Consider the following 23,410-nt stretch of genomic DNA (forward strand, 5'->3'; position numbering starts at 1 on the left):
GACTCTCCTGTTTAAGCCGCAGCTGTCTGCGCGGCTCCGTCTGGTCTACCTGCGCGGACCCCAAACCTTCCCAAGGCTACTCGGCCTGGTGCACGCGCCGACCTCGACGCATCGCGCCGACCGGTCGTAATTTGGTCTTAGTTATCTCTTAATGTAATGCGCCTGCAAGCACGCGCCAAATCAACTTGGTCACGTGTCAACCATGTTTTGGTTGCGGCGCGTTCTCGATCAGGTTCCGCGCCCAGTTCAACGTCCACTCGGTCGCCGACTGGCCGTCGAGGTTCCAGAACTGCGGTGTGGCGTACATCGCGTGGATGGGTTGGCCGGCGCCGCCCGCGAGGGTCTCCAGCGTCTGCGGCAGGTTGACGATCGAGAATGCCGACTCCGGCGCCGCGCAGATCAGATCGCCCGGTGCGCAGATCTCGAAGGTGCGGTCGTTGAGCTGTCCGAAACCACCGGGCCGCGGACCCGACATCGTCAACCCCAGCGCCGAGAGCGTCGGGACCTCGGCGAGCGTGACCTCCGCCCCCACGCCGGGCGGATTCGGTCCGACGTCCTGTCCGACACCGGTCTGCCGGCGACCGTCGGCGATGGCCGTCACACCGAGCACCAGATCCTGGTCGATGGGGCCGCGGCCGTTGCCGATGTCGCTGGCCAGGTCGCCGGCGATCACCGCGCCCTGGGAGAACCCGACGATGACGTAACTGGTCAGCGGGCAGCGGTTGTTCATGTCGGTCAGCGCCTTGACCGCAGCCTGCGTGCCTTCGGATCGGCTGTCGTTGTACGACATCTGCTTGTCGGCCGAGAACGGATTGTGGAACTGCGCGGTGTACGGGACGGTGTAGATCTCGACGCGGGACGTGTCGAACTCCGCGCGCAGCGGGTTGGTGACGCCCAGCAGGAGCGCGATCGGGAACTGCGTCGGGTTGAACGGGTCGAGCTGCGGCGACGACTCCCAGGTGCCCGGAATCGACAGCAGCTGCACGTCGGGGCAGCTCGCGTCCTGGAACTCGGGACGCGGTTTACCGGTCGACGGTGCGCCGGTGGGCGGGATCGCCGACGGCGGCAGCGCGGTCTGCGGGGTGTCCGGCCTGCGCATCACCACGACGATGACGGCGACCACCAGCACCACGACAAGCACCATCGCCCCGGCCGCGGCCAGGGCGAGGAGACGGTGACGTTTTCGTCGGCTGTTCTTCGCCATGTTCTCCTACTAGCAGAGTCGTTCGGTGGCGACACGAATGTAGTTGGCCGTCGCCGTGTCGACCTCACCCCGGGTGATGGCCACCGACGGTGGACGGACCGCACGCACCTCGCTGCGCACCAGCGGCAGGATGAACTCCCACACCGCCTGATCGGACTGTTTCGCAGCACGCGCCTGGCAGACCGAGGAGCCGATGCTCAGGGCACGCAGGTCGCTGCTCGATACCACTCCCGCGGCGGCGAGGCCGTCGAGATAGACCCGCTGCTCCCGCGTCACCCGCAGCCCGCCTGCGGTACCGGCGGCGTGCGGCGCTTCCGGCAGGTCTCCCGCCTGCACCGGTAGATCGGGCCGCAGGGCGTCCGCGGACGACAGGGGTTCGCTACCGACCACGTCGCTGCAGGCGACCGGGGTCAGCGCGCAGCAGGCCAGCAGCACGGCTGACGCGTGGCGACGGAACCGACGGGTGCGCTCACCTCCACGGGACACCGCCAGGACCGTCTGCTGCACTCCACCACGGTACCGGCTGCCGAAAGTCGGACTGCGCCAGTCACTTCGCTAAATGACCAACTGTTATCGGATTGCGGTCGCGAGTTCACCGGAAAGTGCAGCGAGCTGCGGTGCCCAGCTACCCCAGCCGTGTTCGCCGGCAGTCGGGAAGTCAAAGTGTCCATTACTGCCACCGACTGCGCGGTAGTGCTGATAGAAGGTCCGCGCGCTGCCCTGCGCCTGATCGCAGTAACCGATCATCGCGGCGGGGTCGACGCAGTTGGTGGTCATCGGGCTGTAGATCCACAACCGGGTGTTGTTGTTGGCGAGCAGCTGGATGTGCACATCGGGGTCGTGCCACTTCCACCGGCCGAGCTGCGGCAGCCCCCACATGTTGCGGGTGTCGACGCCGCCGTAGCGCATCAGGCCCGCGGTGATGGCGCCGTTCATGGCGGTCGCCGACGGCGTGAGGAAACCGGACAGCGATCCGGCGTAGCGGAACCGGTCGGGGTGGAACGTGGCCATCATCAGCGCACCGGTACCGCCCTGTGCGGCGCCCACGATGCCGTGGCCGCCCGGCGACAGACCCTTGTTGGCGGCCAGCCAGTCGGGCAGTTCGCTGGACAGGAACGTCTCCCACTGCCGGCTGCCGTCCTGCTCCCAGTTCGTGTACAGGCTCCACGCACCGCCGGCCGGGGCGGCGACGGAGACGCCCTTGCCGGCGAAGGTGCCCATGGCGTTGCCTGCGGTCACCCAGTTGCTGACGTCGGGTGCGGCGTTGAACGCGTCGAGCAGGAAGACCGCGTGGGGACCGCCGCCCTGGAACGCGACGGGAATGGCGCGGCCCATCGCGGCCGACGGCACCATCAGGTACTCGACGGCGTCGGCCTTGGCGGCGGAGACCTCGGTGGCCGACAGCAGTCCGGCGGCCAGCGCCACCGTCATGATCGCCCGCAACAACGCACGCATCTTCGTCTCCACCCTCTTCGGTTGCGCTTCCCCGGCCCGTAGGAAGTGAATCACACCGACCCGACGGGGTGAGCTGGAAAGGACGTCAAACGGCGAACGGCGGCGACCCCCCGAAGGGGATCGCCGCCGTCAGCGGATCGTTCTGCCGGTCAGCCGACCGGGGCAGGCGCACCCGGCGGGGCCGGGGACGGCTGCGGGGTGGCACCCAGCACGCGCTGGATGTCCGGCTTCATCTGCTGGAGCTGCTGGCCCCAGTACTCCCAGCTGTGCGTACCAGCGGCCGGGAAGTTGAAGACGCCGTTCTTGCCACCGGCGGCGATGTACTTCTCCTGGAACGTCTCGTTCGTCCGCAGGGTGAAGCCCTCGAGGAACTTCGCGTTGAAGTTGTCACCGGCGACCTGGCCGTTGATGTCGCCCGGCTTGCCGTTACCGCAGAACACCCAGACGCGGGTGTTGTTGGCGACCAGGCGGTCGATGTTGACCATCGGGTCGTTGCGCTTCCAGGCCGGATCGCTCGACGGGCCCCACATGTCCTCGGACTTGTAGCCGCCGGCGTCACCCATGGACAGGCCGACCAGCATGGGCCACCAGCCCTCGGACAGGTTCAGGAAGCCCGACAGCGACGCCGCGTACTGGAACTGCTGCGGGTAGTAGATCGCCAGGGTCAGCGCCGCCGAACCGGCCATCGACAGACCCACGGCCGCGGTGCGGCTGGAGTTCACGCCCCGCTGCGACGCCAGGTAGGCGGGCAGCTCGGAGGTCAGGAAGGTCTCCCACTTGTAGGTGGAGCAACCGGCCTTACCGCACGCCGGCTTGTACCAGTCGGCGTAGAAGCTGGACTGGCCGCCGACCGGCATGACCACCGACAGACCCGAGTCGAGGTACCACTCGAACGCCGCGGTGTTGATGTCCCAGCCGTTGAAGTCATCCTGGGCACGCAGACCGTCGAGCAGGTAGACGCTCGGAGAGTTCGGTCCGCCGCTCTGGAACTGGACCTTGATGTCGCGGCCCATGCCTGCCGAGGGGACCATGAGGTACTCGACCGGCAGCCCCGGCCGCGAGAACGCACCGGCGGTCGCCGTGCCCCCCGCGACACCGACCAGACCGGGCACGACGGCTGCAGCCATTGCTGCAATCGCCAGCCGGCGCGGCACGGCCTTCACCGCGTCGCGCATCTTTCCAACCAAACTCATACCCCTACCTATCCCATCTGTCGTGAGCGCAGCCGGTAGCCGGTCGAACCGGACCCAGGCCGCGTTGCTCGTGTAGTCAACCACACGAATATGTGATCGTTCTTTCCTGCAACCGGGCCGTGACCGCCTCGTCGCCGTTGACCGAGGCGATCCGCCCATCGTTCGGAACGCACCGTTGCGCCCCTGGGAAGTTCCGCGTCCGTGCAGGCCCGCGGGGCAAAACCGGAGGTGAGGCCGGTGCCGTCGACCGGGGCCTGCCGAAGCTCGACGCGGTTCCGGACAGCGGCGGAAGATGATTCCGTGACACCGGGCGTGGCGTAGATCACATTGCGTTGATCAGCCGGGCGCGGGCGCGGCGTGCTAAGCATCTGCGCTCCTTTCCCAGGCGTCCGGGCAGCGGTCATCGCGGTGTGCCGGGCACACCTGCCGGGGATATCGCCCCGACATGCCTCCGTCGTTACTGCCGCCGAATGTTTAGGGTCCCGTCGCCGGCAGACCGGTGTACTCCGGTGGGGTGTCGGCGCCGACGGGATCGGGGATCGGCAGCCCGCAGCGGATCAGCTCGTACATGGGCACCCGGTCGATGCGGTACTGGGTCAACTCGTAGGCGTGCAGGAAGTTCGACAGGAAGCGGCGCGGGCCCATCGGCGCTCGGACCGACGCCAGCATCGCCTCGGTCGCCGGGCACTTCAGCGCGGCCTCCGCGAGGGCCACCCACTCCTCGTCGAGATAGACCGGCAGATACTCCTCGGTCTTGAGGAACGGCCCCTCGGCGACGGCCCAGTCGGCGAAGAGGTTCTTGTCGTGGCCGATGCGGCCGTTCTCCAGGCGGTGGGTGTGCGCGGCCAGCGGATTGGCCAGTCCGATCTGGTCGATCACCCGCACGTCGAGGCCCACGTTCATACCGACCATGCCGAGGTTGGTGAAGAACACGGTGTGCGGACCGGTCCAGTTCGGCGGGACGTCGGGTGGCGGCGGGACCGCGGGTACGACGTCCCACATGTCGTAGTGGCCCGCGGGCAGCAGCAGCGCGCCGTCGGGGGTGTTCTCCAGCGCCACCAGCATGGCGCGCATCCGGGGATAGTCGAGGTAGTCCGCGGCGGTCAGCGGGTGGGCATGCCCGGTGGCCTGCGCATAGAACCGGCGCTCGTCGACGATGCCGGTGTCGGTGACGCGGGTGGCGTCCGGGCCCATGCCCGGCGAGTTGGCCGCCCACAGCGACCAGCCGACGATCGCGAGCCACAGCGCGCTGGTCGCCCCGACGAGTAGATGGCCGGCGCCGAGCTGCCGCCGGGTGCCGTCGGGCAGCGCCAGCGGAATCACCGCCACCGGCAGCAGTACACAGAACAGCGGGGCGAGCAGCACCCGGCCGTGCATGAAGTCGCCGCCCTGGCGCACCCAGTAGATCGCCTGCACGGCACCGCTGAGCACGAAGAACGCCACGATCGCCGGCGGGCTCTGCACCAGCCGGGCCAACCGGGTGTAGCCGGGGGCGGAGCGGTGCCGCACCCAGCCGGACCGGCCCGGCCTGCTGCGCATGAACAGCAGCAGTGCGCCGAGCGCGGCGACCAGCACCAGCGGTAGCCACAGGGCGTACGGGTCGACGAAGTTGGTCAGATAGGTCAGGCCCTGCGACCATTTGGCGCCCGACGCGTCCTTGGCGACGGCGGTGCCGGGAACGATCAGGGCGTAGTAGCCCATCCGGAAGATTTGGTAGGCCACGGGGATCAGCCCGCCGGCGACGACGATGAGGAACCGGCGGCGCCACGTGCGCGCCGCCACCATCTGCATGAGCAGCGCACCGACGCCGATCAGCGCGAGTTCGGGGCGGACGAGCACGCTCATCCCCGACACGAAGGCCAGCACAGCGGCGAAGGTCCGGCTGACCGGCGAGCGGTAGACGTCGCCGGGATATTCGCGCAGCGCCTGCGACCAGCGCACCATCAGCCACCACAGACCGCCGAGGTACGTCAGGACCAGACCGTTCTCCAGCCCGGAGGTGGCGAAGTCGCGGGCCGGCGGCACCGCGATGTAGACCAGTACGCCCGCGGGCACCAGCACGGCGCGCCGGCCGTGCAGGCTCGGCGCGAACAGCCGGGCGGTACCGAGCATGGCCAGCACCACCCCGAGCACGCTGAGCACCAGCGCGAACGTCAGCACGACGTACTCCAGCTGGACCGAACCGCCGACCCAGGCGCCGAAGGTGACCAGGTACGACCAGACCGTCGAGGTGTTGGCCTCGACCCGCTCCCCCGCGTTGAAGACCGGACCGTTCCCGGCGAGCAGATTGCGCACGGTGCGCAGCACGATCAGGCCGTCGTCGGCGATCCACCGGCGCTGCCACGCGCCCCAGCCGAAGATCGCGGCCACCACCACCACGCCCACCCACAGGCTCAGCCGGGTCGCGGTGGCGCGCGGTATGACCGGCAGCCGCCGGCCCTCAGCCGAGGAGAACGGCGGCACCGATGGTTCCGATCCACGCCACCGCCAGCAGCTGCAGCACCCGGTCGCGGAGCGCGATCTCCTCCGGTTCGCCCGCCATACCGCCGTCGACGTCGACCGCGTACCGCAGCACCGCGATCGTGAGCGGAATGATGGTGACGGCGAACCAGCCGGCGTTGGCGCCGTCGCGTTCGAACGCCCACAGGCTGTAGCAGACCACCATCGCCGTGGCCGACAACGTCCAGACGAATCGCAGATAGCTGGTGGTGTAACTCTCCAGGGACTTGCGGATCTTCGCGCCGGTCCGCTCGGCGAGCTGCAGTTCGGCGTAACGCTTACCAGCGGCCATGAACAGCGAGCCGAACGCCATCACCAGGAGGAACCACTGCGACAGCAGGATGTCCGCGGCGACGCCGCCGGCGATCGCGCGGATCAGGAAGCCCGACGACACGATGCAGATGTCGAGCACGGCCTGGTGTTTGAGGCCGAAGCAGTACGCCAGCTGGATGCCGATGTACACCGCCATCACGATCGCCAGATCTGGCGTCACCAGCCAGGAGATCCCCAGCGAGAGCACCCCGAGCACGACGGCCAGCCCGTAGGCCAGCCCCTCGGGCACCACCCCGGCCGCGATCGGGCGGAACCGTTTGGTCGGATGCTGCCGGTCGGCCTCGACGTCGCGGGCGTCGTTGACCAGATAGATCGACGACGCCGCCAGGCAGAACACCACGAACGCCAGCAGCACGTTGAGCAGGACCGGCTGGTAGTCGTAGGTGAACCGCTCGTCGCCGAGCGCGACGACGGGGGCCAGGAACACCAGGATGTTCTTCACCCACTGGCGCGGGCGCAGCGCCTTGACGATCCCGGCCGGCAGGCTGCTCGGCGGGCCGGTGACGGCTGGGGCTTGTTCGCTCACGGGATCAGTGTCTCCCACGCCGGTCGGTGGTTCCGGCAGCCACCACGTCGGACACCGCGGATGTCGCCTGGGCGACCGCCGCGCCGACGACCACCCCGGCCAGCACGTCGCTGGGATAGTGCACGCCGAGCACGAGCCGGGACAGCACCATCGGCGGCACCAGCACCGCGGGCAGCGGCAGCCCGGTGACCCGCCCGATCAGCAGGGCCGCGGCCGTGGTGGAGGTGGCGTGCGCCGACGGGAAGGACAACCGGCTGGGGGTGCCGACGTTGACCGCGATGTCGGGATGGTGCGGCCGCTCGCGGCGCACCACGCGTTTGATCACCACGGCGGCGGCGTGGGCGGCGAAGGCCCCCATGCCGGCGGTCACCCACTCGCGGCGGCGCTCGGGGTCCAGCACGGCACCGAGTCCGGCGACGGCCAGCCAGCCCGCGCTGTGCTCCCCGAAGTGTGAGAGGGCGCGGGCACCGGTGAGGACTCCGGCGCGGCCGGTCAAGGCCGCCTGCACCGCTACGAGCGCGGCATCCTCGCCGCGCGGTTCGTCAACCATCGGTCATCGCACTTCTTGCGGGGAGAGCAGCACCGTCTCCCACTTCTGCTTGCTGGCCAGTACCGGTAACGCTTCGCGGTAGACGTGGCGCAGGTCGTCGAAGCGGCGGGCCAACCGGCGCTGCCGGAGCAGCGACTGTCGCAGCAGCGACAGCATCTTCGCGCGGTCCCGTTTGCGGTAGACCACGCCGCGACCGTCGGCGGTGGTCACCGTGACGCCGTCGTACTTGGACAGCAGGAACCATCGGGAGTTCTGCGTCGGCACGTTGAGCTGCGGGCGTTCGTGGTGCTGCGGATCGGCCTTCGTGACGTTGTGCGCGATGCCGCGCATCAGGTGGTAGGCGATCACCGGTTTGGCGACCGGCGGGTCGATCTTCTGCAGTTTCTGCGACGGCGGCGGCAGCTCACTGGCGGCGGGCATCACCACGGCGTCGGGGTACTGCTTGCGGATGCGGTGCACCTCGGGCAGCGCGCTCTCGAGGATCGAGAAGATGTGCTCCGGGCCGGCGAGGAAGTCGTCCATCGCCTTGTTCTGAATTTCGACGGTCGAATACTCAAGGCAGGCAAGGTGTTTGAGGGTGGCCTTGAAATGGCTGCGGACCAGGCCGCGGATGTCGCCGTCCCAGTGCAGGGCCGCCACGACCAGCCGGTTGCGTAGGTGGAAGTACGCCTGCCAGTCGATCGCGTCGTCCTTGTCGCTCCACGCCATGTGCCAGATCGCGGTCCCGGGCATGGTGGCGGTCGGGTAGCCGGCTTCGGCGGCGCGCAGCCCGTATTCGGCGTCGTCCCACTTGATGAACAGCGGCAGCGGCTGCCCCAGTTCCTCGGCGACCTGTCGCGGGATCATGCACATCCACCAGCCGTTGTAGTCGACGTCGATGCGTCGGTGCAGCAGCTGGCTGCGGTCGCTGTTGTCGTTCAACGGGTACCGGGCGAAGTCGTGGTCGTACTCGGTGTACGGCGCCGAGGTCCACATGAAGTTCGCCCGGTCGACGACCTCACCCATGATGTGCAGGTGGGAGGGCTCCTGCAGGTTGAGCATCTGACCGCCGACGAGCATCGGCGTCTTGGCGAAACGGTTCAGGGCCAGCGCGCGCAGGATCGAGTCCGGCTCGACGCGGATGTCGTCGTCCATGAACAGGATCTGTTCACAGTCCGTGTTCTTCAGCGCCTCGTACATGACCCGGCTGTAACCGCCCGATCCACCGAGGTTGGGCTGATCGTGGATGGACAGCCGGTCGCCCAGCGGCGCGACCGCCTCCGCGAACTCCGGATGATCGCGCACCTTGCGGTTGCCCTGGTCCGGCACGATCACCGCGCTGATCACCTCGTCGACCAGCGGATCGCTGGTCAGCGCCCGCAGTGAGCTCACGCAGTCGTCGGGACGGTTGAAGGTCGGGATGCCGATCGCGACGTTGGCCACCCCGGGCGCGGGCACCGGGGCGTACCAGCCGGCGCTGTGCAGGGTGACAGCGCTGTCGGTGGTGATGTCGAACCAGACCCAGCCGCCGTCCTCGAACGGCTGCAGCCCGATCTCCACCTCGACGACGGTGGGGCGGTCGGCGTCGCTCGCGAACGCCTTGCCCTCGACGAAGATCCGGGCGCCGGTGGCCTTGGTGCGGTACAGGTCGACCCGGCCGCTGCCGGTCAGCTCGGTTCGCAGCACCACCGACGTCAGCATCGACCACCGGCGCCAGTAGCTGGCGGGGAATGCGTTGAAGTAGCTCGCGAACGACACCTCGGACTCCGCGCCGATCTCCAGCGTGGTGCGGGTTCGGGCGTGCGCGCGGCGGGCGTTTGTTTCCGATTCCTCTATATAGAGCTTGCGGACGTCGAGGGGCTCGCCGGGCCGCGGCAGGATCACGCGCGACAGCAGGCTGACGGCGCGTGAGTCGCCGGCGGGCGCGCCGGTGGGGGTCTCACTCATGTGGGGGTTGCCTTCTCACTCTTCTCGGGCTTGGTGCAGCGGGCCGCCGTCCCGCAGATGCGGCGCCAGGGTGTTGTCGTACATGTTCAGCGCGCTGGCGATCGCCATGTGCATGTCGAGGTACTGATAGGTGCCCAGCCGGCCCCCGAACAGCACCTTGGCCGAGGCCGTCTCGGCCCGGGCCCGGTCGCGGTAGGCCGTGAGCAGCGCGCGGTCGGACTCGGTGTTGATCGGATAGTAGGGCTCGTCGTCGGCGTCGGCGAACCGGGAGAACTCGCGCATGATGACGGTCCTGTCCGTCGGGTAGGCGCGTTCGGGGTGGAAGTGCCGGAACTCGTGGATCCGGGTGTAGGGCACGTCGGCGTCGTTGTAGTTCATGACGGGTGTGCCTTGAAAATCACCGCAGTCGCTCAATACCTCGAGTTCGAAGTCCAGCGTGCGCCAGCCGAGCCGGCCCTCGGCGTAGTCGAAGTAGCGGTCCAGCGGACCGGTGTACACGACCGGCGCGTTGGGTGAGGCCGCGCGCAGCTCGTCGCGGACGTCGAACCAGTCGGTGCCCAACCGCACCTCGATGCGGTCGTCGGCGGCCATGTTCTCCAGCCACTTCGTATAGCCCTCGACGGGCAGACCCTCGTAGGTGTCGTTGAAATAGCGGTTGTCGAACGTGTAGCGGACCGGCAGCCGGGTGATGTTGCCCGCGGGAAGTTCCTTGGGATCGGTCTGCCACTGCTTGGCGGTGTACCCCTTGACGAACGCCTCGTAGAGCGGGCGGCCGATCAGCGAGATCGCCTTCTCCTCGAGGTTGGTGGCCTCGGCGGTGTCGAACTCGGCGGCCTGTTCGGCGATCAGCGCGCGCGCCTCGTCGGGGGTGAAGTAACGGCCGAAGAACTGGCAGACCAGACCGAGACCCATGGGGAACTGATAGGCCTGGCCGTCGTAGAGCGCGAAGACCCGGTGCTGGTATCCGGTGAAATCGGTGAACTGCCGCACGTAGTCCCACACCCGCTGATTGGAGGTGTGGAAGAGGTGGGCGCCGTACCGGTGGACCTCGATCCCGGTCTGCGGTTCGGGTTCCGAGTAAGCGTTGCCACCGATGTGGTCACGCCGTTCGACGACCAGGACGCGTTTGTCGAGTTGGGTCGCCACGCGCTCGGCGATCGTCAGGCCGAAGAAGCCGGAACCAACGACGATCAGGTCGAATGGACCGGCGGAAGCTGGAGCGGTCATCGGCAGCAAGGGTATCCGACCGGCCCGAAAGTCCCCGACATGCAACCCCCGAGCCGGTTCGCACACAAGGTCGCGATTAGCTCACGATTACGCATCGTCACTCTAGGCACACCAGTCACAGCCGTAGCATCGATCACGTCGGCGCCAACACGTGCCGGGCCGTACCTGCAGTAGTTAGATATTGAGGAGACTTCCGTGCCGAACCGACGTCGCAGCAAGGCTTCGTCAGCCATGAGCGCGTTCGCCGCCGTGGCCGTGGCAAGTCCGATCGCCGGAATCGCCGTGACCCATATGTCCGGCCCGAGCGACGAACCTCAGCAGAGGGAATTCGTGCAGGCCGCCCTGGTGACCGATCTGCCGACCGAACTGCTCGGCGCCCTGTCCCAGGGTCTGTCGCAGTTCGGGATCAACCTGCCGACCGGCATCCTCGGCGGGGCCAGCGCCTCGCCGGTGGTGACGACGCCCGGCCTCGGGGCCGGCCTGACCGCTCCCGGTCTGACGCCGCCCGGTCTGACCCCACCGGGGCTGACCGCGCCCGGGCTCACCGCGCCCGGGTTGACCACACCCGGTCTCACCGCACCGGGCCTGTCGGTGCCGCCCGCCACCGCGACCGCCCCGGGCCTCACCGCCCCCGGTCTGACCGCACCGGGTCTGACCGATCCCGGCCTCACCGCACCCGGGCTCACCGATCCGGGGCTCACCGCACCCGGTCTCACCGCACCGGGTCTGACCACCCCCGGGCTGACCGACCCGTCCGGGCTGACCGCGCCCGGTCTGACCGCGCCGGGTCTGGACCCGGCGCTGGCGCCCATCTCGAACTCGGCGCTGACCGCACCCGGGGAGATCCCGATCTCGGCGCCGCTGACGGCCGATCCCGCGTTGGGCACCTATCCGATCCTCGGGGACCCGTCGCTCGCGGCGCTCTCCCCGGCCACGGCGGCGCCCAGCGGCGGTCTGCTCAGCGATCTGTCCAGCGCGGCGAACCAGCTCGGCGCCGGTCAGGCGATCGACCTGCTCAAGGGCGTGCTGATGCCGGCGATCACCGGGGCGATCAAATCCGCCACCCCGGGCGCGGTACCGCCCCCGGTGCCGGTGCCGGTGCCGCCGCCGCCCGGCCTGTAGGACCTGTTGCCGAACGGCACCGCAGACGCCCCGGTGCTCTGCGGTGCCGTTGCATGCAACCGATATTCGCTACCCAATTGGGTCGTGTCGAAACATCAGTAACACAAGACACATTAGTAACATCAGCCCGTGCTGTCCCGTCGCCCCGTGCCGATTCTCTTCACCGCTCTTGCGGCGACGATCGTCATGCTCCCGCTCGCGATCGACGGCGATTCGGGTGACACCGCGGCCCCGGCGGTCGATCCCCTGATCCTGACCGAACAGCCCCTCGAGGGCCTCGGCGGCGGCGAGACGATCCGTGAGATCCATCAGGACACCCCGTTCGCCATGGTGGCCCTGACCGCAGCCGATCTCACCGGCACCTCGGCGCGGGTGCGGGCCAAGAAGGCCGACGGGTCCTGGGGGCCGTGGTACGACGCCGAACCGCTCGAGGGCGTCGGCGAGGACACTGCCGCGGTGCGCGGCACCGATCCGGTGTTCGTCGGTCGCACCAACACCGTGCAGATCGCGGTCACCCGTCCCGCCGACGCGGCGCCGACCGGCGCCGCGCCTGCCGCTGGGACACCGGCCGATGAGCGCCCGCTCGGCTACATCCCGGCCAACGTCGAACAGCCGATCGCGCAGAACCTCAACGCCGTGCTGATCAGTCCGCCGCAAGCGCCGGTCGACGGGCTGCCCGTGCCCAACGCCGCCATGACGCCCGGGGTACCGCCGCGGATCATCACCCGCGCACAGTGGGGCGCCGACGAGTCGATGCGTTGCGGCGCACCGAACTACGACCGGGCGGTCCGCGCGGGCATCGTGCATCACACGGCCGGCAGCAACGACTACACCCCCGAGGATTCGGCGGGCATGATCCGGTCGATCTACGAGTACCACACGCGCACGCTGGGCTGGTGCGACCTCGGCTACAACGCTCTGGTCGACAAATACGGCCAGGTCTTCGAGGGTCGCGCGGGCGGGATGGACCGCCCGGTCGCGGGTTCGCACACCGGCGGGTTCAACACCGACACCTGGGGTGTGGCGATGATGGGCAACTTCGAGGTGGTGCCGCCCACGCCGATCCAGCTGCGCAACACCGGCAGGTTGCTGGGCTGGCGCCTGGGCCTCGACCACGTCGATCCGCTGGGCACGGCGGTGCTGACCTCGGCGGGCGGTTCGTTCACCCACTTCCCCGCGGGCTCGACGCCGACGCTGCCGTCGATCTTCACCCACCGCGACGTGGGGAACACCGAATGCCCCGGTAACGCCGCCTACGCCGCGATGGGCGAACTGCGCGCGATCGCGGCCCGGTTCAACAAGCCGCCCGGTCCGGAGGATCTCGCCGAATCGCTGCGCGGCGGCGCCATCCACGAGCGGTGGGCGAAGATGGGCGGGATGGCGAGCATGCTCGGCGCCCCCACCACCCCGGAGGCGCCCGGGGCCGGCAACGCCCGCTATGTGCGCTTCGACCGTGGCGCGATCTACTGGTCGCCCGAGAGCGGTGCGGCCCCGGTGACCGGCGTGATCTACGACGCCTGGGGTTCCCTCGGTTTCGAACGCGGCGCGCTCGGCCTGCCGACCAGCGGCGAGATCCACACACCGCTGTGGATCAAGCAGAACTTCCAGCACGGCACGCTGAACTTCGACCGGGAGACCGGCAACGTCACCCGGGTGATCGACGGTGTGCCGCTCGAGTTGCCGCCGGCGTCCTCACACGCCCCGCCGGTGCAGCTGGAACGCTTCAGCGCCCCGATCAGCCCGCTCAGCTAGCTACATCCACCAGCGCTCGAGCACCCGCGCGAGGCCGTCCTCGCTGTTGCGGGCCGTCACCTCGTCGGCGGCGGCCTGCGCCTCCGGATGGGCGTTGCCCATCGCCACCCCGTGCCCGGCCCAGCGCAGCATCGGGATGTCGTTGGGCATGTCACCGAAGGTGACGACGTCCGCGGCGATCAGCCCGAGGGGCCGGGCCAGTTCGTCGACGCCGGTGGCCTTGCTGATCCCCCGCGGCACCACCTCGATGAGGCCGTTGTTGGTGGAGTAGGTGAGGTCGCCGGCGGCGCCGACGTGCCCGATCAGCTCGGCGGCCATATCCGCGCTGCGGGCGCCCGCCTTGCGGATCAGCAGTTTCACCGCGGGCGCGCTGAGCAGATCCTCGATCGACACCTCGGTGTTGTCCGGGTTCAGCCATGCGTGTTCGTACCCGGGGGAGCTCACGAACTGCGGTGTCGCGGCGTCGTGCGCGGACCGGCCGACCCGTTCGACGGCCAGCCCCGCACCGGGGATGACGCGGGTGGCGATGTCGGCGAGCTCCTGCAGCGCCTCGATGGACAGCGTGCGCGCCGACACGATGCGGTCGGTCGAGGGGTCGTAGATCACCGCGCCATTGGCGCACACCGCCATCGGCGCCAACCCCAACTCGTCGACCACCGGGCCGATCCACCGCGGCGGACGACCCGTGGCCAGCACGAACTGCGCACCGGCGTCGACCGCGGCGTGCACCGCGGCCCGGGTGCGCGGGGACACCCGTTCGGCGTCGTCGAGCAGCGTGCCGTCCACGTCGGTGGCGATCATCGCGGGAAGTGTCATCCTGGGCTTTCTCCTGTACGCCTGCGGGCCCGTTCGGCCAGCTCGGCTTCTTCGAGGCGCCGGGCCTCGGCCGGTGTCGGGGCGCTGCCGCCGAGGCGGTGCGGCACCCAGTACTCGCCGGCCGGGCGCGGATACCCCGCCTGCGCCCGGTCCAGCAGATCGGTCATCGCGGCACGCAGCGCGGTGCCGAGGTCGTCGGGGCTGCCGGCCGGCGGGATCGGCGCACCGACCTGCACGGCGACCGGGATCTTGCGGCGGCCCAGCGCCCGGGGATGGTCCTTGGTCCAGATCCGCTGGGTGCCCCACACGATGAGCGGGACGATCGGCACCTGCGCCTCCTGCGCCATCCGCACCGCGCCGGTCTTGAACTCCTTGAGTTCGAAGCTGCGGCTGATGGTGGCCTCGGGATACACCCCGACGAGCTCGCCGGCGCGCAGCGACTGTACGGCCACCGCGTAGGCGCCTGCCCCGGCCCGCCGGTCGACGGGAATGGTGCCGGTGTGTCTGATCAGGAAGCCGACCGCCTTCACCTGCTCCATCTCGGCCTTGATCATGAACCGCAGCCGCCGCCGGCGGCGCTTGATCGCCAGCGCGGCGGGCAGCCAGTCGACGTAGCTGGTGTGGTTGATGGCCACCACGGCCCCGCCGCGGGCGGGGATGTGTTCGAGGCCGTGGTAGTCGATGCGGGTTCCGGTGACCCTGGTGATCGCCTCCGCGGTGATCTCCAGTGCACGAAAGACCGGCTCCATAGGCGCTACCCCGAGGCCCCCGCCGGGCCCGGGTCCTGACGGCGGGCCTCGCGTGCGGCGGCCTTCTGGGCGGCCTCCTCGAGATCCATCCGGTTCGCCTCGGCCAGCGTCGGCGCCCCGCCGCCGAGCCGGTGCGGCACCCAGAACTCGCCGGGCGGGTATGGACCGTAGGCGTCCTGCACCCGTTCGAGCAGATGCTGCATGCGGTGGTGCAGCAGCGCGCTGAGCTCGGCAGCGGGCAGCGTCGGCGCGATCGGTTCGCCGACGGCGATCGAGATCGGCACCTTGGGCCGCAGCAGCTTCTTCGGGTGGCCCTTGGTCCAGATCCGCTGGGCACCCCACACGATGTGCGGGACGATCGGCACGCCGGCGGCGATCGCCATCCGCGCCGCGCCGGATTTGAACTCCTTGATCTCGAAGCTGCGGCTGATCGTGGCCTCGGGATACACGCCGACCAGCTCACCGGCCGCGAGCGCCTGGCAGGCGTGCTCGAACGATGCGGCGCCGCTGTCGCGATCCACCTCGATGTGGCGCAGGCTGCGCATGATCGGTCCGGTGATCTTGTGGTCGAAGACCTCTTTCTTCGCCATGAAGCGGACCTTGCGCCCCAGCCCCTGCTGATAGGCGGGCAGCCCGGCGAAGGTGAAGTCGAAATAACTCGTGTGGTTGATCGCGACCACGGCGCCGCCGGTCTTCGGCAGGTTCTCCACCCCGGTCACCGTGAAGGTCAGCCCCTGCATCCGCCAGGCCAGCCGGGCGAGCTGGATGACTGTTCCGTACACCGGTTCCACACCGCCAGCGTAGTGCGCGCCACACCAGCAGGGGTCAGCGCTGCCGGACGCCTAGACTGGGCGGGCGACAGCGACGGCGCCGGGGATGCCCCCAGGACGGACGGGAAGAGTAGAAGTGCAGGTCACCAGCGTCGGGCACGCCGGCTTCCGGATCGACACCAAGGCGGGGAGCATTCTGTGCGATCCGTGGGTCAACCCGGCGTATTTCGCGTCGTGGTTCCCCTTCCCCGACAACAGCGCACTCGACTGGGACGCGCTCGGCGACGTGGACTACCTCTACGTGTCGCATCTGCACAAGGACCACTTCGACCCGGCCAACCTGAGCGCCCACGTCAACAAGGACGCCGTGGTGCTGCTGCCGGACTTCCCGGTGCCGGATCTGCGCCGCGAGCTGGAGAAGCTGGGCTTTCACCGGTTCTTCGAGACCAGCGACTCGGTCAAGCACACGGTCAGCGGCCCCAAGGGCGATCTCGACGTGATGATCATCGCGCTGCGGGCACCGGCCGACGGTCCGATCGGGGACTCGGGACTGGTGGTCGACGACGGTGTCACCACCGCGTTCAACATGAACGACGCCCGGCCGGTCGACCTCGACGTGCTGGCCGCGGACTTCGGTCAGATCGACGTCCACATGCTGCAGTACTCCGGCGCGATCTGGTACCCGATGGTCTACGACATGCCGGCCCGCGCCAAGGAGGCCTTCGGCACCCAGAAGCGCCAGCGGCAAATGGACCGCTGCAGGCAGTACATCGCGCAGGTCGGCGCCACCTGGGTGATCCCGTCGGCCGGGCCGCCGTGCTTCCTCGACGACGCGCTGCGCGACCTCAACGACGACCACGGCGATCCGGCGAACATCTTCCCCGACCAGGTGGTGTTCCTGGACCAGATGAAGCGGCACGGCCACGACGGCGGCCTGCTGATGATTCCCGGATCGACGGCGGATTTCACGGGCTCCCAACTGGATTCGCTGCGCCACCCGCTGCCCGACGACGAGGTGGAGGCGATCTTCACCACCGGCAAGGCCGACTACATCGCCGCGTATGCGCAGCGGATGGCCCCGGTCCTGGCCGCGGAGAAGGCGTCGTGGGCGCCCGCCGAGGGTGAACCGCTGCTCGAACCGCTGCGCGCGCTGTTCGAGCCGATCATGGTGCAGAGCGACCAGATCTGCGACGGCATCGGCTATCCCGTCGAACTGCGGCTGTCCGGCCGCGGCCATCAGGAGACCGTCGTCATCGACTTCCCGAAACGCATTGTGCGCGAACCGATTGCAGACGAGAAGTTCCGGTACGGGTTCGAGATCGGCAGTGAACTGGTGCGCACCGTGCTCCGCGACGGCGAACCGGACTGGGTGAACACGATCTTCCTGTCCACCCGGTTCCGAGCCTGGCGGGTCGGCGGTTACAACGAGTATCTGTACACATTCTTCAAATGCCTCACCGACGAACGGGTCGCCTACGCCGACGGCTGGTTCGCCGAGGCGCACGACGATTCGGCCTCGATCGACATGGGCGGCTACCGGTTCCAGCGCCGCTGCCCCCACCTGAAGGCCGACCTGTCGAAGTTCGGGGTGGTCGAGGGCGCCACCTTGACCTGCAACCTGCACGGCTGGCAATGGAATCTGGAAACGGGACGATGCTTGACGACCAAGGGCCACGAACTGCGCACGGAGCAGCCGTGAACGCGCCGCGGCAGTACTACGACGACGGGCAGGTCCAGCTGGACAAGCGAGCGATCACGTTGCGCCGCTACCACTTCCCGTCCGGGACCGCGAAAGTCATCCCGCTGTCGAACGTGCGCGGGTACACCGCCGAACCGTTGAACCTGATGCACCGCTACCGGCTGTGGGGCAGCTCGGATCTGCGGCGGTGGTTGCCGCTGGACATGCGAAGGCCGCTCAAGTCGACGCTGGTCACGTTGGACGTCGACGGCCACCGGTGGCGGCCGGCGTTCACCCCCGCCGATCCGGCCGATTTCACCGCGCAGCTCGACGAGCTGCTCGAGAGTTGATGCGGCGCACCACTTTTCCCACCCCGCGCGCGACCCCCCGGCCGACGACGACGGTCGAGACCACCCACGGCGCACCGACCAGCACCGGGTCGATCCACGCATGGTTGCGGTCAACACGGGTGGTATTGGTGCGGGCCGCAACACCGTTGTAGGTGATCTCGGCCTTGAGGCCGGTCTCGGTGATCGGGTTGTCGGGCCGCAGCGTCGCGAACGACTGCAGATGGTGCTCGAAGGCGTCGACGCGGTCGGCGAGGATCAGCAGCAGCCAGTGCGCGGCCTTGGTCTCGCTGTGCTTGGCATAGGCGTACTTGCGGATCACGCCGGACAGCAACCGCGGCGGCGTCGAAGTGCCGAAGACCGGGGTGAGGAACTGGTGCTCGATCGACCGTTCCCGCGGCCACGACTCGGGCTGACGGTCGGGGAAATCCCAGTGCGCGCCGGTCTCCTCGAATCGCATCTTGGGCACTGCGGGCCGGTCGGCGGGGTCGAGATCGGCGCCCCAGCCCGGGATTCGGGCCCGCAATTCGTCCGACGACGGGACCGGCGGATGGGCGGCGGTGTAGGTCATGGCTTCCCTCTCAGGCGGCTGGCGGTCAGGCGGCAGACGGTACGACGACCGGTTTGATGCACTCGTCGAGTTTGGCGGAGAAGAGGTGGTACCCCTCGGCGATGTGCTCGAGCGGGATACGGTGCGTGATGATCTCGCTGGGCTTGAGGTAGCCGTTCTGGATGTGTGAGAACAACCGCGGCCATTGCCTTTTCGCCGGGCACTGGTTCATCCGCAGCGTCAGGCCCTTGTTCATCGCATCACCGAATTTGACCGCGCTGAAGATCGGTCCGTAGGCACCCATCACCGAGACCGTCCCACCCTTGCGCACCGAGTCGATCGCCCAGTTGAGCGCGATCGGCGAACCGCCCTGCATCTTGAGTTTGGCGGCGGTCACGTGCTGGATCAGGTTGCCGTCGGCCTCCGCGCCCACGGCGTCGATCACCACGTCCGCGCCCAGATATCCGGTGGCCTTCTTCATCTCCACCACGATGTCGTCGTATTCGGCGAAGTTGCGGGTCTCGGCGTGGGCCATCGTGCGGGCCTTCTCCAACCGGTACTCGAGATGGTCGATCACGATCACCCGGCCGGCGCCCATCAGCCACGCCGACTGGGCGGCGAACAGCCCGACCGGTCCGGCGCCGAACACCGCGACCACGTCACCCTCGACGATGTCGCCGAGTTGCGCGCCGAAGTATCCGGTCGCCAGCGCATCGGTACACATCAACGCGTCCTCGTCGGACAGCCAGTCCGGGATCAGCGCAGGCCCGACGTCGGCGAACGGCACCCGCACGAATTCGGCCTGGCCGCCGTCGTATCCACCGCAGGTGTGCGAGTAGCCGTAGATCCCGCCGACCGCCGTCGCGTTGGGGTTGACGTTGTGGCAGTTCGAATACAGCCCGCGGGCGCAGAAGTAGCACGACCCGCAGTAGACGTTGAACGGCACCATCACCCGGTCGCCGGGTGTGAGGTTGCGCACCGACGGACCGACCTCGTGCACCACGCCGATGAATTCGTGTCCGAACGTCATGCCGACCCGGGTGTCGGGCATCATGCCGTGGTACAGGTGCAGATCCGAGCCGCAGATCGCGGCCAGCTCCACCCGCACGATCGCATCGTTGGGATGCTCGATCTTCGGAGGGGCCTTCTCTTCCAGCCGCACCTTGTACGGACCGCGGTACACCATCGCCTTCACGCCGAAGTGCTACCCGGCGGCACAGGGCGCAAACCCCGCGGCGGCTATCCGCGGGCGGACACCGTCTGCCGCAGCTCCGAGCTCTGGGCCGACTCGGTGTCGTAGACCCGCACGATCGCCTCGTCGCCGGGCTGCAGATAGGTCGATTCGCCGAGTTCGGTGTACCGGGTCGCGCCGATCCCGATCAGCACGTTCGCGGGGTGGCCGGCGCCGGCCATCAGGGCGCCCACGTCCTCGAGCGGCGTGCCCTCGGCGCCCTTCTGGTTGGCCAGCCGTTCGACCACCCAGTCCAGCAGGATCTCACCGTAGTAGGAGTAACCCAGCAGCGGGCTGTCCAGACCGTAGGCCTGTTCGGTGCCGTCGGCGCCGCGCAGGAAACACGCCAGCCGCAGCGTGGCGGTGGGTCCGTCCGGGGTGAGGTCGTCGATGTCGAAGAACCACGGCGCCACGCCTTTCGACGCGGGGCCCCAGTTCTTCTTGTGGCTGATCTTGGGGGCGCCGGGCCGGCGGATCGAGCAGTCGTTGAATGCGCCGAGCGCGAACGGCCGCAGCCGCACGACGGTATCGCCGTCCCAGTCCACCCGGCAGGCCAGCGCGACCTCGGGTTCGATCTGCAGGTTCAGCGGCTCGGCACTCTCGGGGAGCACGATGGCGTCGCTGGACAGCGGGAACTCACCGAGGAAACCGTCGTGCCCCGGCACGTACCACGGGAAGATTCCCTTGGGGGCGTTGTGCTCGGCGACGACGCTGACGAAATCGCTTGCCTCCCCGGCCTGTTCGAGGTGGCCGGCGAAGTTGCCCGCCACCCCGAAACCGAACCACGTGCGCATGTCGTCGAGGTCGATGTTCATTTCGGCTCCAATACCTCGGCGCCGACGAACGGCACCAGGGCTTCGGGTAGGCGGACGCTTCCGTCCGGCTGCTGATGGTTCTCCAGGATTGCGACCAGCCACCGGGTGGTGGCCAGTGTGCCGTTGAGGGTCGCCGCGATCTGCGGTTTGCCGTTGGCGTCGCGGTAGCGGGTGGCCAGGCGGCGGGCCTGGAACGTCGAACAGTTCGACGTCGAAGTCAGTTCGCGGTAGGTCTGCTGGGTGGGCACCCAGGCCTCGCAGTCGAACTTGCGTGCGGCGGACATGCCGAGATCGCCTGCGGCGACGTCGATCACGCGGTAGGGCACGTCGATCAGCGCCAGCATTTCGCGTTGCCAGCCGAGCAGCCGCTGATGCTCGGCCTCGGCCTCGTCGGGCATGCAGTAGACGAAGCCCTCGACCTTGTCGAACTGGTGCACCCGGATGATGCCGCGGGTGTCCTTGCCGTAGCTGCCTGCCTCGCGCCGGAAACACGACGACCAGCCGGCGTAGCGGCGCGGCCCGTCGGTCAGATCGAGGATCTCGCCGGAGTGGTAACCGGCCAGCGGGACCTCCGAGGTGCCGACGAGGTACATGTCGTCGGCCTCGAGGTGGTAGATCTCGTCGGCGTGGGCGCCGAGGAAGCCGGTGCCCGCCATCACCTCGGGACGCACCAGCACCGGCGGGATCATCAGCGTGAACCCGTTCTGGGTGGCCAGCCGGACCGCCAGCTGCATGAGGCCCAGCTGCAGCAGCGCGCCGACGCCGGTCAGGAAATAGAAGCGCGACCCGGACACCTTGGCGCCGCGCTCCATATCGATGAGCCCGAGTGACTCCCCGAGCTCGAGGTGGTCCTTGGGATCGTCGAGCACCGGCGGTTCGCCGACCACGTCCAGCACGGCGAAGTCGTCTTCACCACCGGCCGGGACGCCGTCGACGATGACGTTGGAGATGGCCAGATGCGCCGCGGTGAACGCGCGGTCCGCGTCGGCCTGGGCGGTCTCGGCGGCCTTGACCTGCTCGGCGAGCGCCTTGGCGGCCTCCAGCAGTGCGGGCCGCTCCTCGGGGGACGCCTTGCCGACCCGTTTGCTGGCCGCCTTCTGGTCGGCGCGCAGGTTGTCGGCGGCCGAGATCGCGGCCCTCCGCGCGGAGTCGGCGTGCAGGAGTGCGTCGACGAGCGCGGGATCCTCGCCGCGGGCTCGTTGCGAGGCACGCACCGCGTCGGGATCGTCGCGCAGCAGCTTGAGGTCGATCACGGCCGCAACCTTACTTTCGTGCGGCTGCGTTGGGCAGAGCGCCTGGCACAACCCCATAACTTTACAAACGCATCACTTGTCACACAGCCCGACACGCCTGTCACAATGGACCCGATGCAGGTGGCACCCGAACACGACGATCAGGTTCCCCACGGGCCCGAGGGCCCGGGGAGCCTGAGTTCTCGGTGGCAGGGTTCGTGGTGGAGGAGCCTGCAGGCGGCATCGACCCGACGGGCCCTGCTGCTGACCGCACTCGGCGGACTGTTGATCGCCGGGGTCATCACCGCGCTGCCCGTCGGCCAGGGCGCGGACGGCACGGGGCTGACGGCCAGCGCCATCACGCTCGGCCCGCGCGGCAACGCCACCTTCAACCACGCCAAGAGCGGCGACTGCCTCAACTGGCCGGACCGCAATCCGGACTCCGCCGAAATCGTCGACTGCGCGAACGAGCACCGCTTCGAGGTCGCCGAGTCGGTGGACATGCGGACCTTCCCGGGCAGCGAATACGGTCCGGACGCCGCCCCGCCGTCACCGGCCCGCATCCAGCAGATCAGCCAGGAGCAGTGCCAGGCCGCCGTCCGGCGCTATCTCGGGCCGCGCTTCGACCCCAACAGCCGGTTCACCATCAGCATGCTGTGGTCCGGCGACAAAGCGTGGCGGCAGGCCGGCGAGCGCCGCATCCTCTGCGGCATGCAGTTGCCCGGCCCCAACAACCAGCAGATCCCGTTCCAGGGCAAGATCGCCGACATCGATCAGTCGAAGGTGTGGCCGACGGGCACCTGCCTCGGCATCGACCCCACCACCAATCAGCCGACCGACATCCCCGTCGACTGCGCGGCCCCACACGCCATGGAGGTCACCGGTTCGGTCAACGTGGGTGAGCGGTTCCCCGGCGGACTGCCGCCCGAGGCCGAGCAGGACACCTTCATCAAGGACACCTGCACCCGGCTGACCGAGGAGTACCTCGCACCGATCGAACTGCGCAACACCACGCTGACGCTGATCTACAGCACGGTCTCACTGCCGAGCTGGTCGGCGGGCAGCCGCCAGGTCTCGTGCAGCATCGGCGCGACGCTCGGCAACGGCGGCTGGTCCACGCTGCTCAACAGCGCGAAGGGCCCGCTGCAGATCAACGGTCAGCCCCCGGTCCCGCCGCCGGACATCCCGGAGGAGCGGCTCAACCTGCCGCCCATCCCGATGCCCGACAGCGACGTCTCCGACACGTCCTCGCAGTACACCGACAACTCGAGCAGCAGTAGCAGCACCAGCTCGCAGCAGACCCAGGAGACCGGCGTACCGCACGTGCCGGTGCCCGCAGCGTCGGAGACCGCCGAATCGCCCGCACCCCCCGCGCCGCCCGAGGGGGCACCGCCCGGTCAGGGCAACACGTTCCTCAACTCTCTTATACACATCT

The 23,410-nt window shown here is 68.9% G+C and carries 21 protein-coding genes; 5 read left to right on the forward strand and 16 right to left on the reverse strand.

Annotated features, from left to right (window positions below; translation table 11 throughout):
- Window positions 1–196: 196 nt before the first annotated feature.
- The 9 genes from A5757_RS02120 to glf form a co-directional block, all read right to left on the reverse strand.
- Window positions 197–1,204 (reverse strand): cutinase family protein, encoded by a 1,008-nt coding sequence (locus tag A5757_RS02120; RefSeq protein WP_066828308.1) that lies wholly within the window; start codon window positions 1,202–1,204, stop codon window positions 197–199.
- A gap of 9 nt (window positions 1,205–1,213) precedes the next feature.
- The gene (locus tag A5757_RS02125; protein WP_231983857.1) at window positions 1,214–1,711 is read right to left on the reverse strand and encodes a hypothetical protein; all 498 of its coding nucleotides are present in this window, start codon (window positions 1,709–1,711) and stop codon (window positions 1,214–1,216) included.
- A 63-nt stretch (window positions 1,712–1,774) separates the two neighbouring features.
- Complete coding sequence (locus tag A5757_RS02130) at window positions 1,775–2,659, reverse strand: alpha/beta hydrolase-fold protein (RefSeq protein ID WP_066828338.1); 885 nt, start codon at window positions 2,657–2,659, stop codon at window positions 1,775–1,777.
- Window positions 2,660–2,808: 149 nt separating this feature from the next.
- A complete protein-coding gene (locus A5757_RS02135; RefSeq protein ID WP_066828309.1) occupies window positions 2,809–3,852 on the reverse strand; it encodes an esterase family protein in 1,044 nt (347 codons plus the stop codon).
- A 474-nt stretch (window positions 3,853–4,326) separates the two neighbouring features.
- Window positions 4,327–6,315, reverse strand: coding sequence for a flagellar motor control protein ZomB (gene zomB, locus A5757_RS02140; protein ID WP_369815903.1), 1,989 nt, complete (start codon window positions 6,313–6,315; stop codon window positions 4,327–4,329).
- Entirely contained in the window at window positions 6,293–7,210 is a 918-nt protein-coding gene (locus A5757_RS02145; protein WP_066828310.1) for a decaprenyl-phosphate phosphoribosyltransferase, read from the reverse strand. Before A5757_RS02145 ends, zomB begins: the two co-directional genes overlap by 23 nt.
- A gap of 4 nt (window positions 7,211–7,214) precedes the next feature.
- Window positions 7,215–7,760, reverse strand: coding sequence for a phosphatase PAP2 family protein (locus tag A5757_RS02150; protein WP_066828311.1), 546 nt, complete (start codon window positions 7,758–7,760; stop codon window positions 7,215–7,217).
- Between the two features lie 3 nt (window positions 7,761–7,763).
- On the reverse strand, window positions 7,764–9,686 hold the full coding sequence (locus A5757_RS02155; RefSeq protein ID WP_066828312.1) for a glycosyltransferase: 1,923 nt from the start codon (window positions 9,684–9,686) through the stop codon (window positions 7,764–7,766).
- A gap of 15 nt (window positions 9,687–9,701) precedes the next feature.
- Window positions 9,702–10,922, reverse strand: coding sequence for a UDP-galactopyranose mutase (glf, locus tag A5757_RS02160; RefSeq protein WP_369815904.1), 1,221 nt, complete (start codon window positions 10,920–10,922; stop codon window positions 9,702–9,704).
- Between the two features lie 186 nt (window positions 10,923–11,108).
- Here glf and A5757_RS02165 point away from each other — a divergent pair, with 186 nt between their 5' ends.
- Both A5757_RS02165 and A5757_RS02170 read left to right on the forward strand, forming a co-directional pair.
- On the forward strand, window positions 11,109–12,035 hold the full coding sequence (locus tag A5757_RS02165) for a hypothetical protein (RefSeq protein WP_066828314.1): 927 nt from the start codon (window positions 11,109–11,111) through the stop codon (window positions 12,033–12,035).
- 129 nt (window positions 12,036–12,164) lie between these two features.
- Window positions 12,165–13,787: an N-acetylmuramoyl-L-alanine amidase gene (locus A5757_RS02170; protein WP_066828315.1), complete on the forward strand. Its 1,623-nt coding sequence runs from the start codon at window positions 12,165–12,167 to the stop codon at window positions 13,785–13,787.
- Here A5757_RS02170 and A5757_RS02175 read toward each other — a convergent pair whose 3' ends face one another.
- The 3 genes from A5757_RS02175 to A5757_RS02185 are packed head-to-tail and all read right to left on the reverse strand — an operon-like array spanning window position 13,788 to window position 16,143.
- Complete coding sequence (locus A5757_RS02175) at window positions 13,788–14,603, reverse strand: Cof-type HAD-IIB family hydrolase (protein WP_066828316.1); 816 nt, start codon at window positions 14,601–14,603, stop codon at window positions 13,788–13,790.
- Window positions 14,600–15,352, reverse strand: coding sequence for a 1-acyl-sn-glycerol-3-phosphate acyltransferase (locus A5757_RS02180; protein WP_066828317.1), 753 nt, complete (start codon window positions 15,350–15,352; stop codon window positions 14,600–14,602). The genes A5757_RS02175 and A5757_RS02180 overlap by 4 nt, the downstream gene beginning before the upstream one ends.
- A gap of 5 nt (window positions 15,353–15,357) precedes the next feature.
- Window positions 15,358–16,143, reverse strand: a complete 786-nt coding sequence (locus tag A5757_RS02185; protein WP_066828318.1) for a 1-acyl-sn-glycerol-3-phosphate acyltransferase — start codon at window positions 16,141–16,143, stop codon at window positions 15,358–15,360.
- 115 nt (window positions 16,144–16,258) lie between these two features.
- Between A5757_RS02185 and A5757_RS02190 the strand changes: the two genes are divergently transcribed.
- Together A5757_RS02190 and A5757_RS02195 are read left to right on the forward strand one after the other, a co-directional pair.
- Window positions 16,259–17,821: a Rieske 2Fe-2S domain-containing protein gene (locus A5757_RS02190; protein WP_066828319.1), complete on the forward strand. Its 1,563-nt coding sequence runs from the start codon at window positions 16,259–16,261 to the stop codon at window positions 17,819–17,821.
- Window positions 17,818–18,150 (forward strand): hypothetical protein, encoded by a 333-nt coding sequence (locus tag A5757_RS02195; protein ID WP_066828320.1) that lies wholly within the window; start codon window positions 17,818–17,820, stop codon window positions 18,148–18,150. The genes A5757_RS02190 and A5757_RS02195 overlap by 4 nt, the downstream gene beginning before the upstream one ends.
- On the opposite strand, the gene A5757_RS02200 is transcribed toward A5757_RS02195, so the two are convergent.
- From A5757_RS02200 to serS, 4 genes are read right to left on the reverse strand one after another with little or no spacing between them, the layout of a single operon-like run.
- Window positions 18,116–18,718 carry a hypothetical protein gene (locus tag A5757_RS02200; protein WP_066828321.1) on the reverse strand — a complete coding sequence of 201 codons (603 nt, stop codon included), beginning with the start codon at window positions 18,716–18,718 and terminating at the stop codon, window positions 18,116–18,118. The genes A5757_RS02195 and A5757_RS02200 overlap by 35 nt on opposite strands.
- Window positions 18,719–18,743: 25 nt before the next feature.
- Window positions 18,744–19,892 carry a zinc-dependent alcohol dehydrogenase gene (locus A5757_RS02205; RefSeq protein WP_066828322.1) on the reverse strand — a complete coding sequence of 383 codons (1,149 nt, stop codon included), beginning with the start codon at window positions 19,890–19,892 and terminating at the stop codon, window positions 18,744–18,746.
- Window positions 19,893–19,936: 44 nt separating this feature from the next.
- Window positions 19,937–20,743 (reverse strand): DUF5718 family protein, encoded by an 807-nt coding sequence (locus tag A5757_RS02210; protein WP_066828323.1) that lies wholly within the window; start codon window positions 20,741–20,743, stop codon window positions 19,937–19,939.
- The gene (serS, locus tag A5757_RS02215; protein ID WP_066828324.1) at window positions 20,740–21,996 is read right to left on the reverse strand and encodes a serine--tRNA ligase; all 1,257 of its coding nucleotides are present in this window, start codon (window positions 21,994–21,996) and stop codon (window positions 20,740–20,742) included. The genes A5757_RS02210 and serS overlap by 4 nt, the downstream gene beginning before the upstream one ends.
- Before the next feature lie 105 nt (window positions 21,997–22,101).
- Here serS and A5757_RS02220 point away from each other — a divergent pair.
- A partial coding sequence (locus tag A5757_RS02220; protein WP_082929268.1) for a septum formation family protein occupies window positions 22,102–23,410 on the forward strand: 1,309 nt, incomplete at its 3' end.

It is taken from the genome of Mycobacterium sp. 852013-51886_SCH5428379 (assembly GCF_001665575.1).
Classification (GTDB): domain Bacteria; phylum Actinomycetota; class Actinomycetes; order Mycobacteriales; family Mycobacteriaceae; genus Mycobacterium.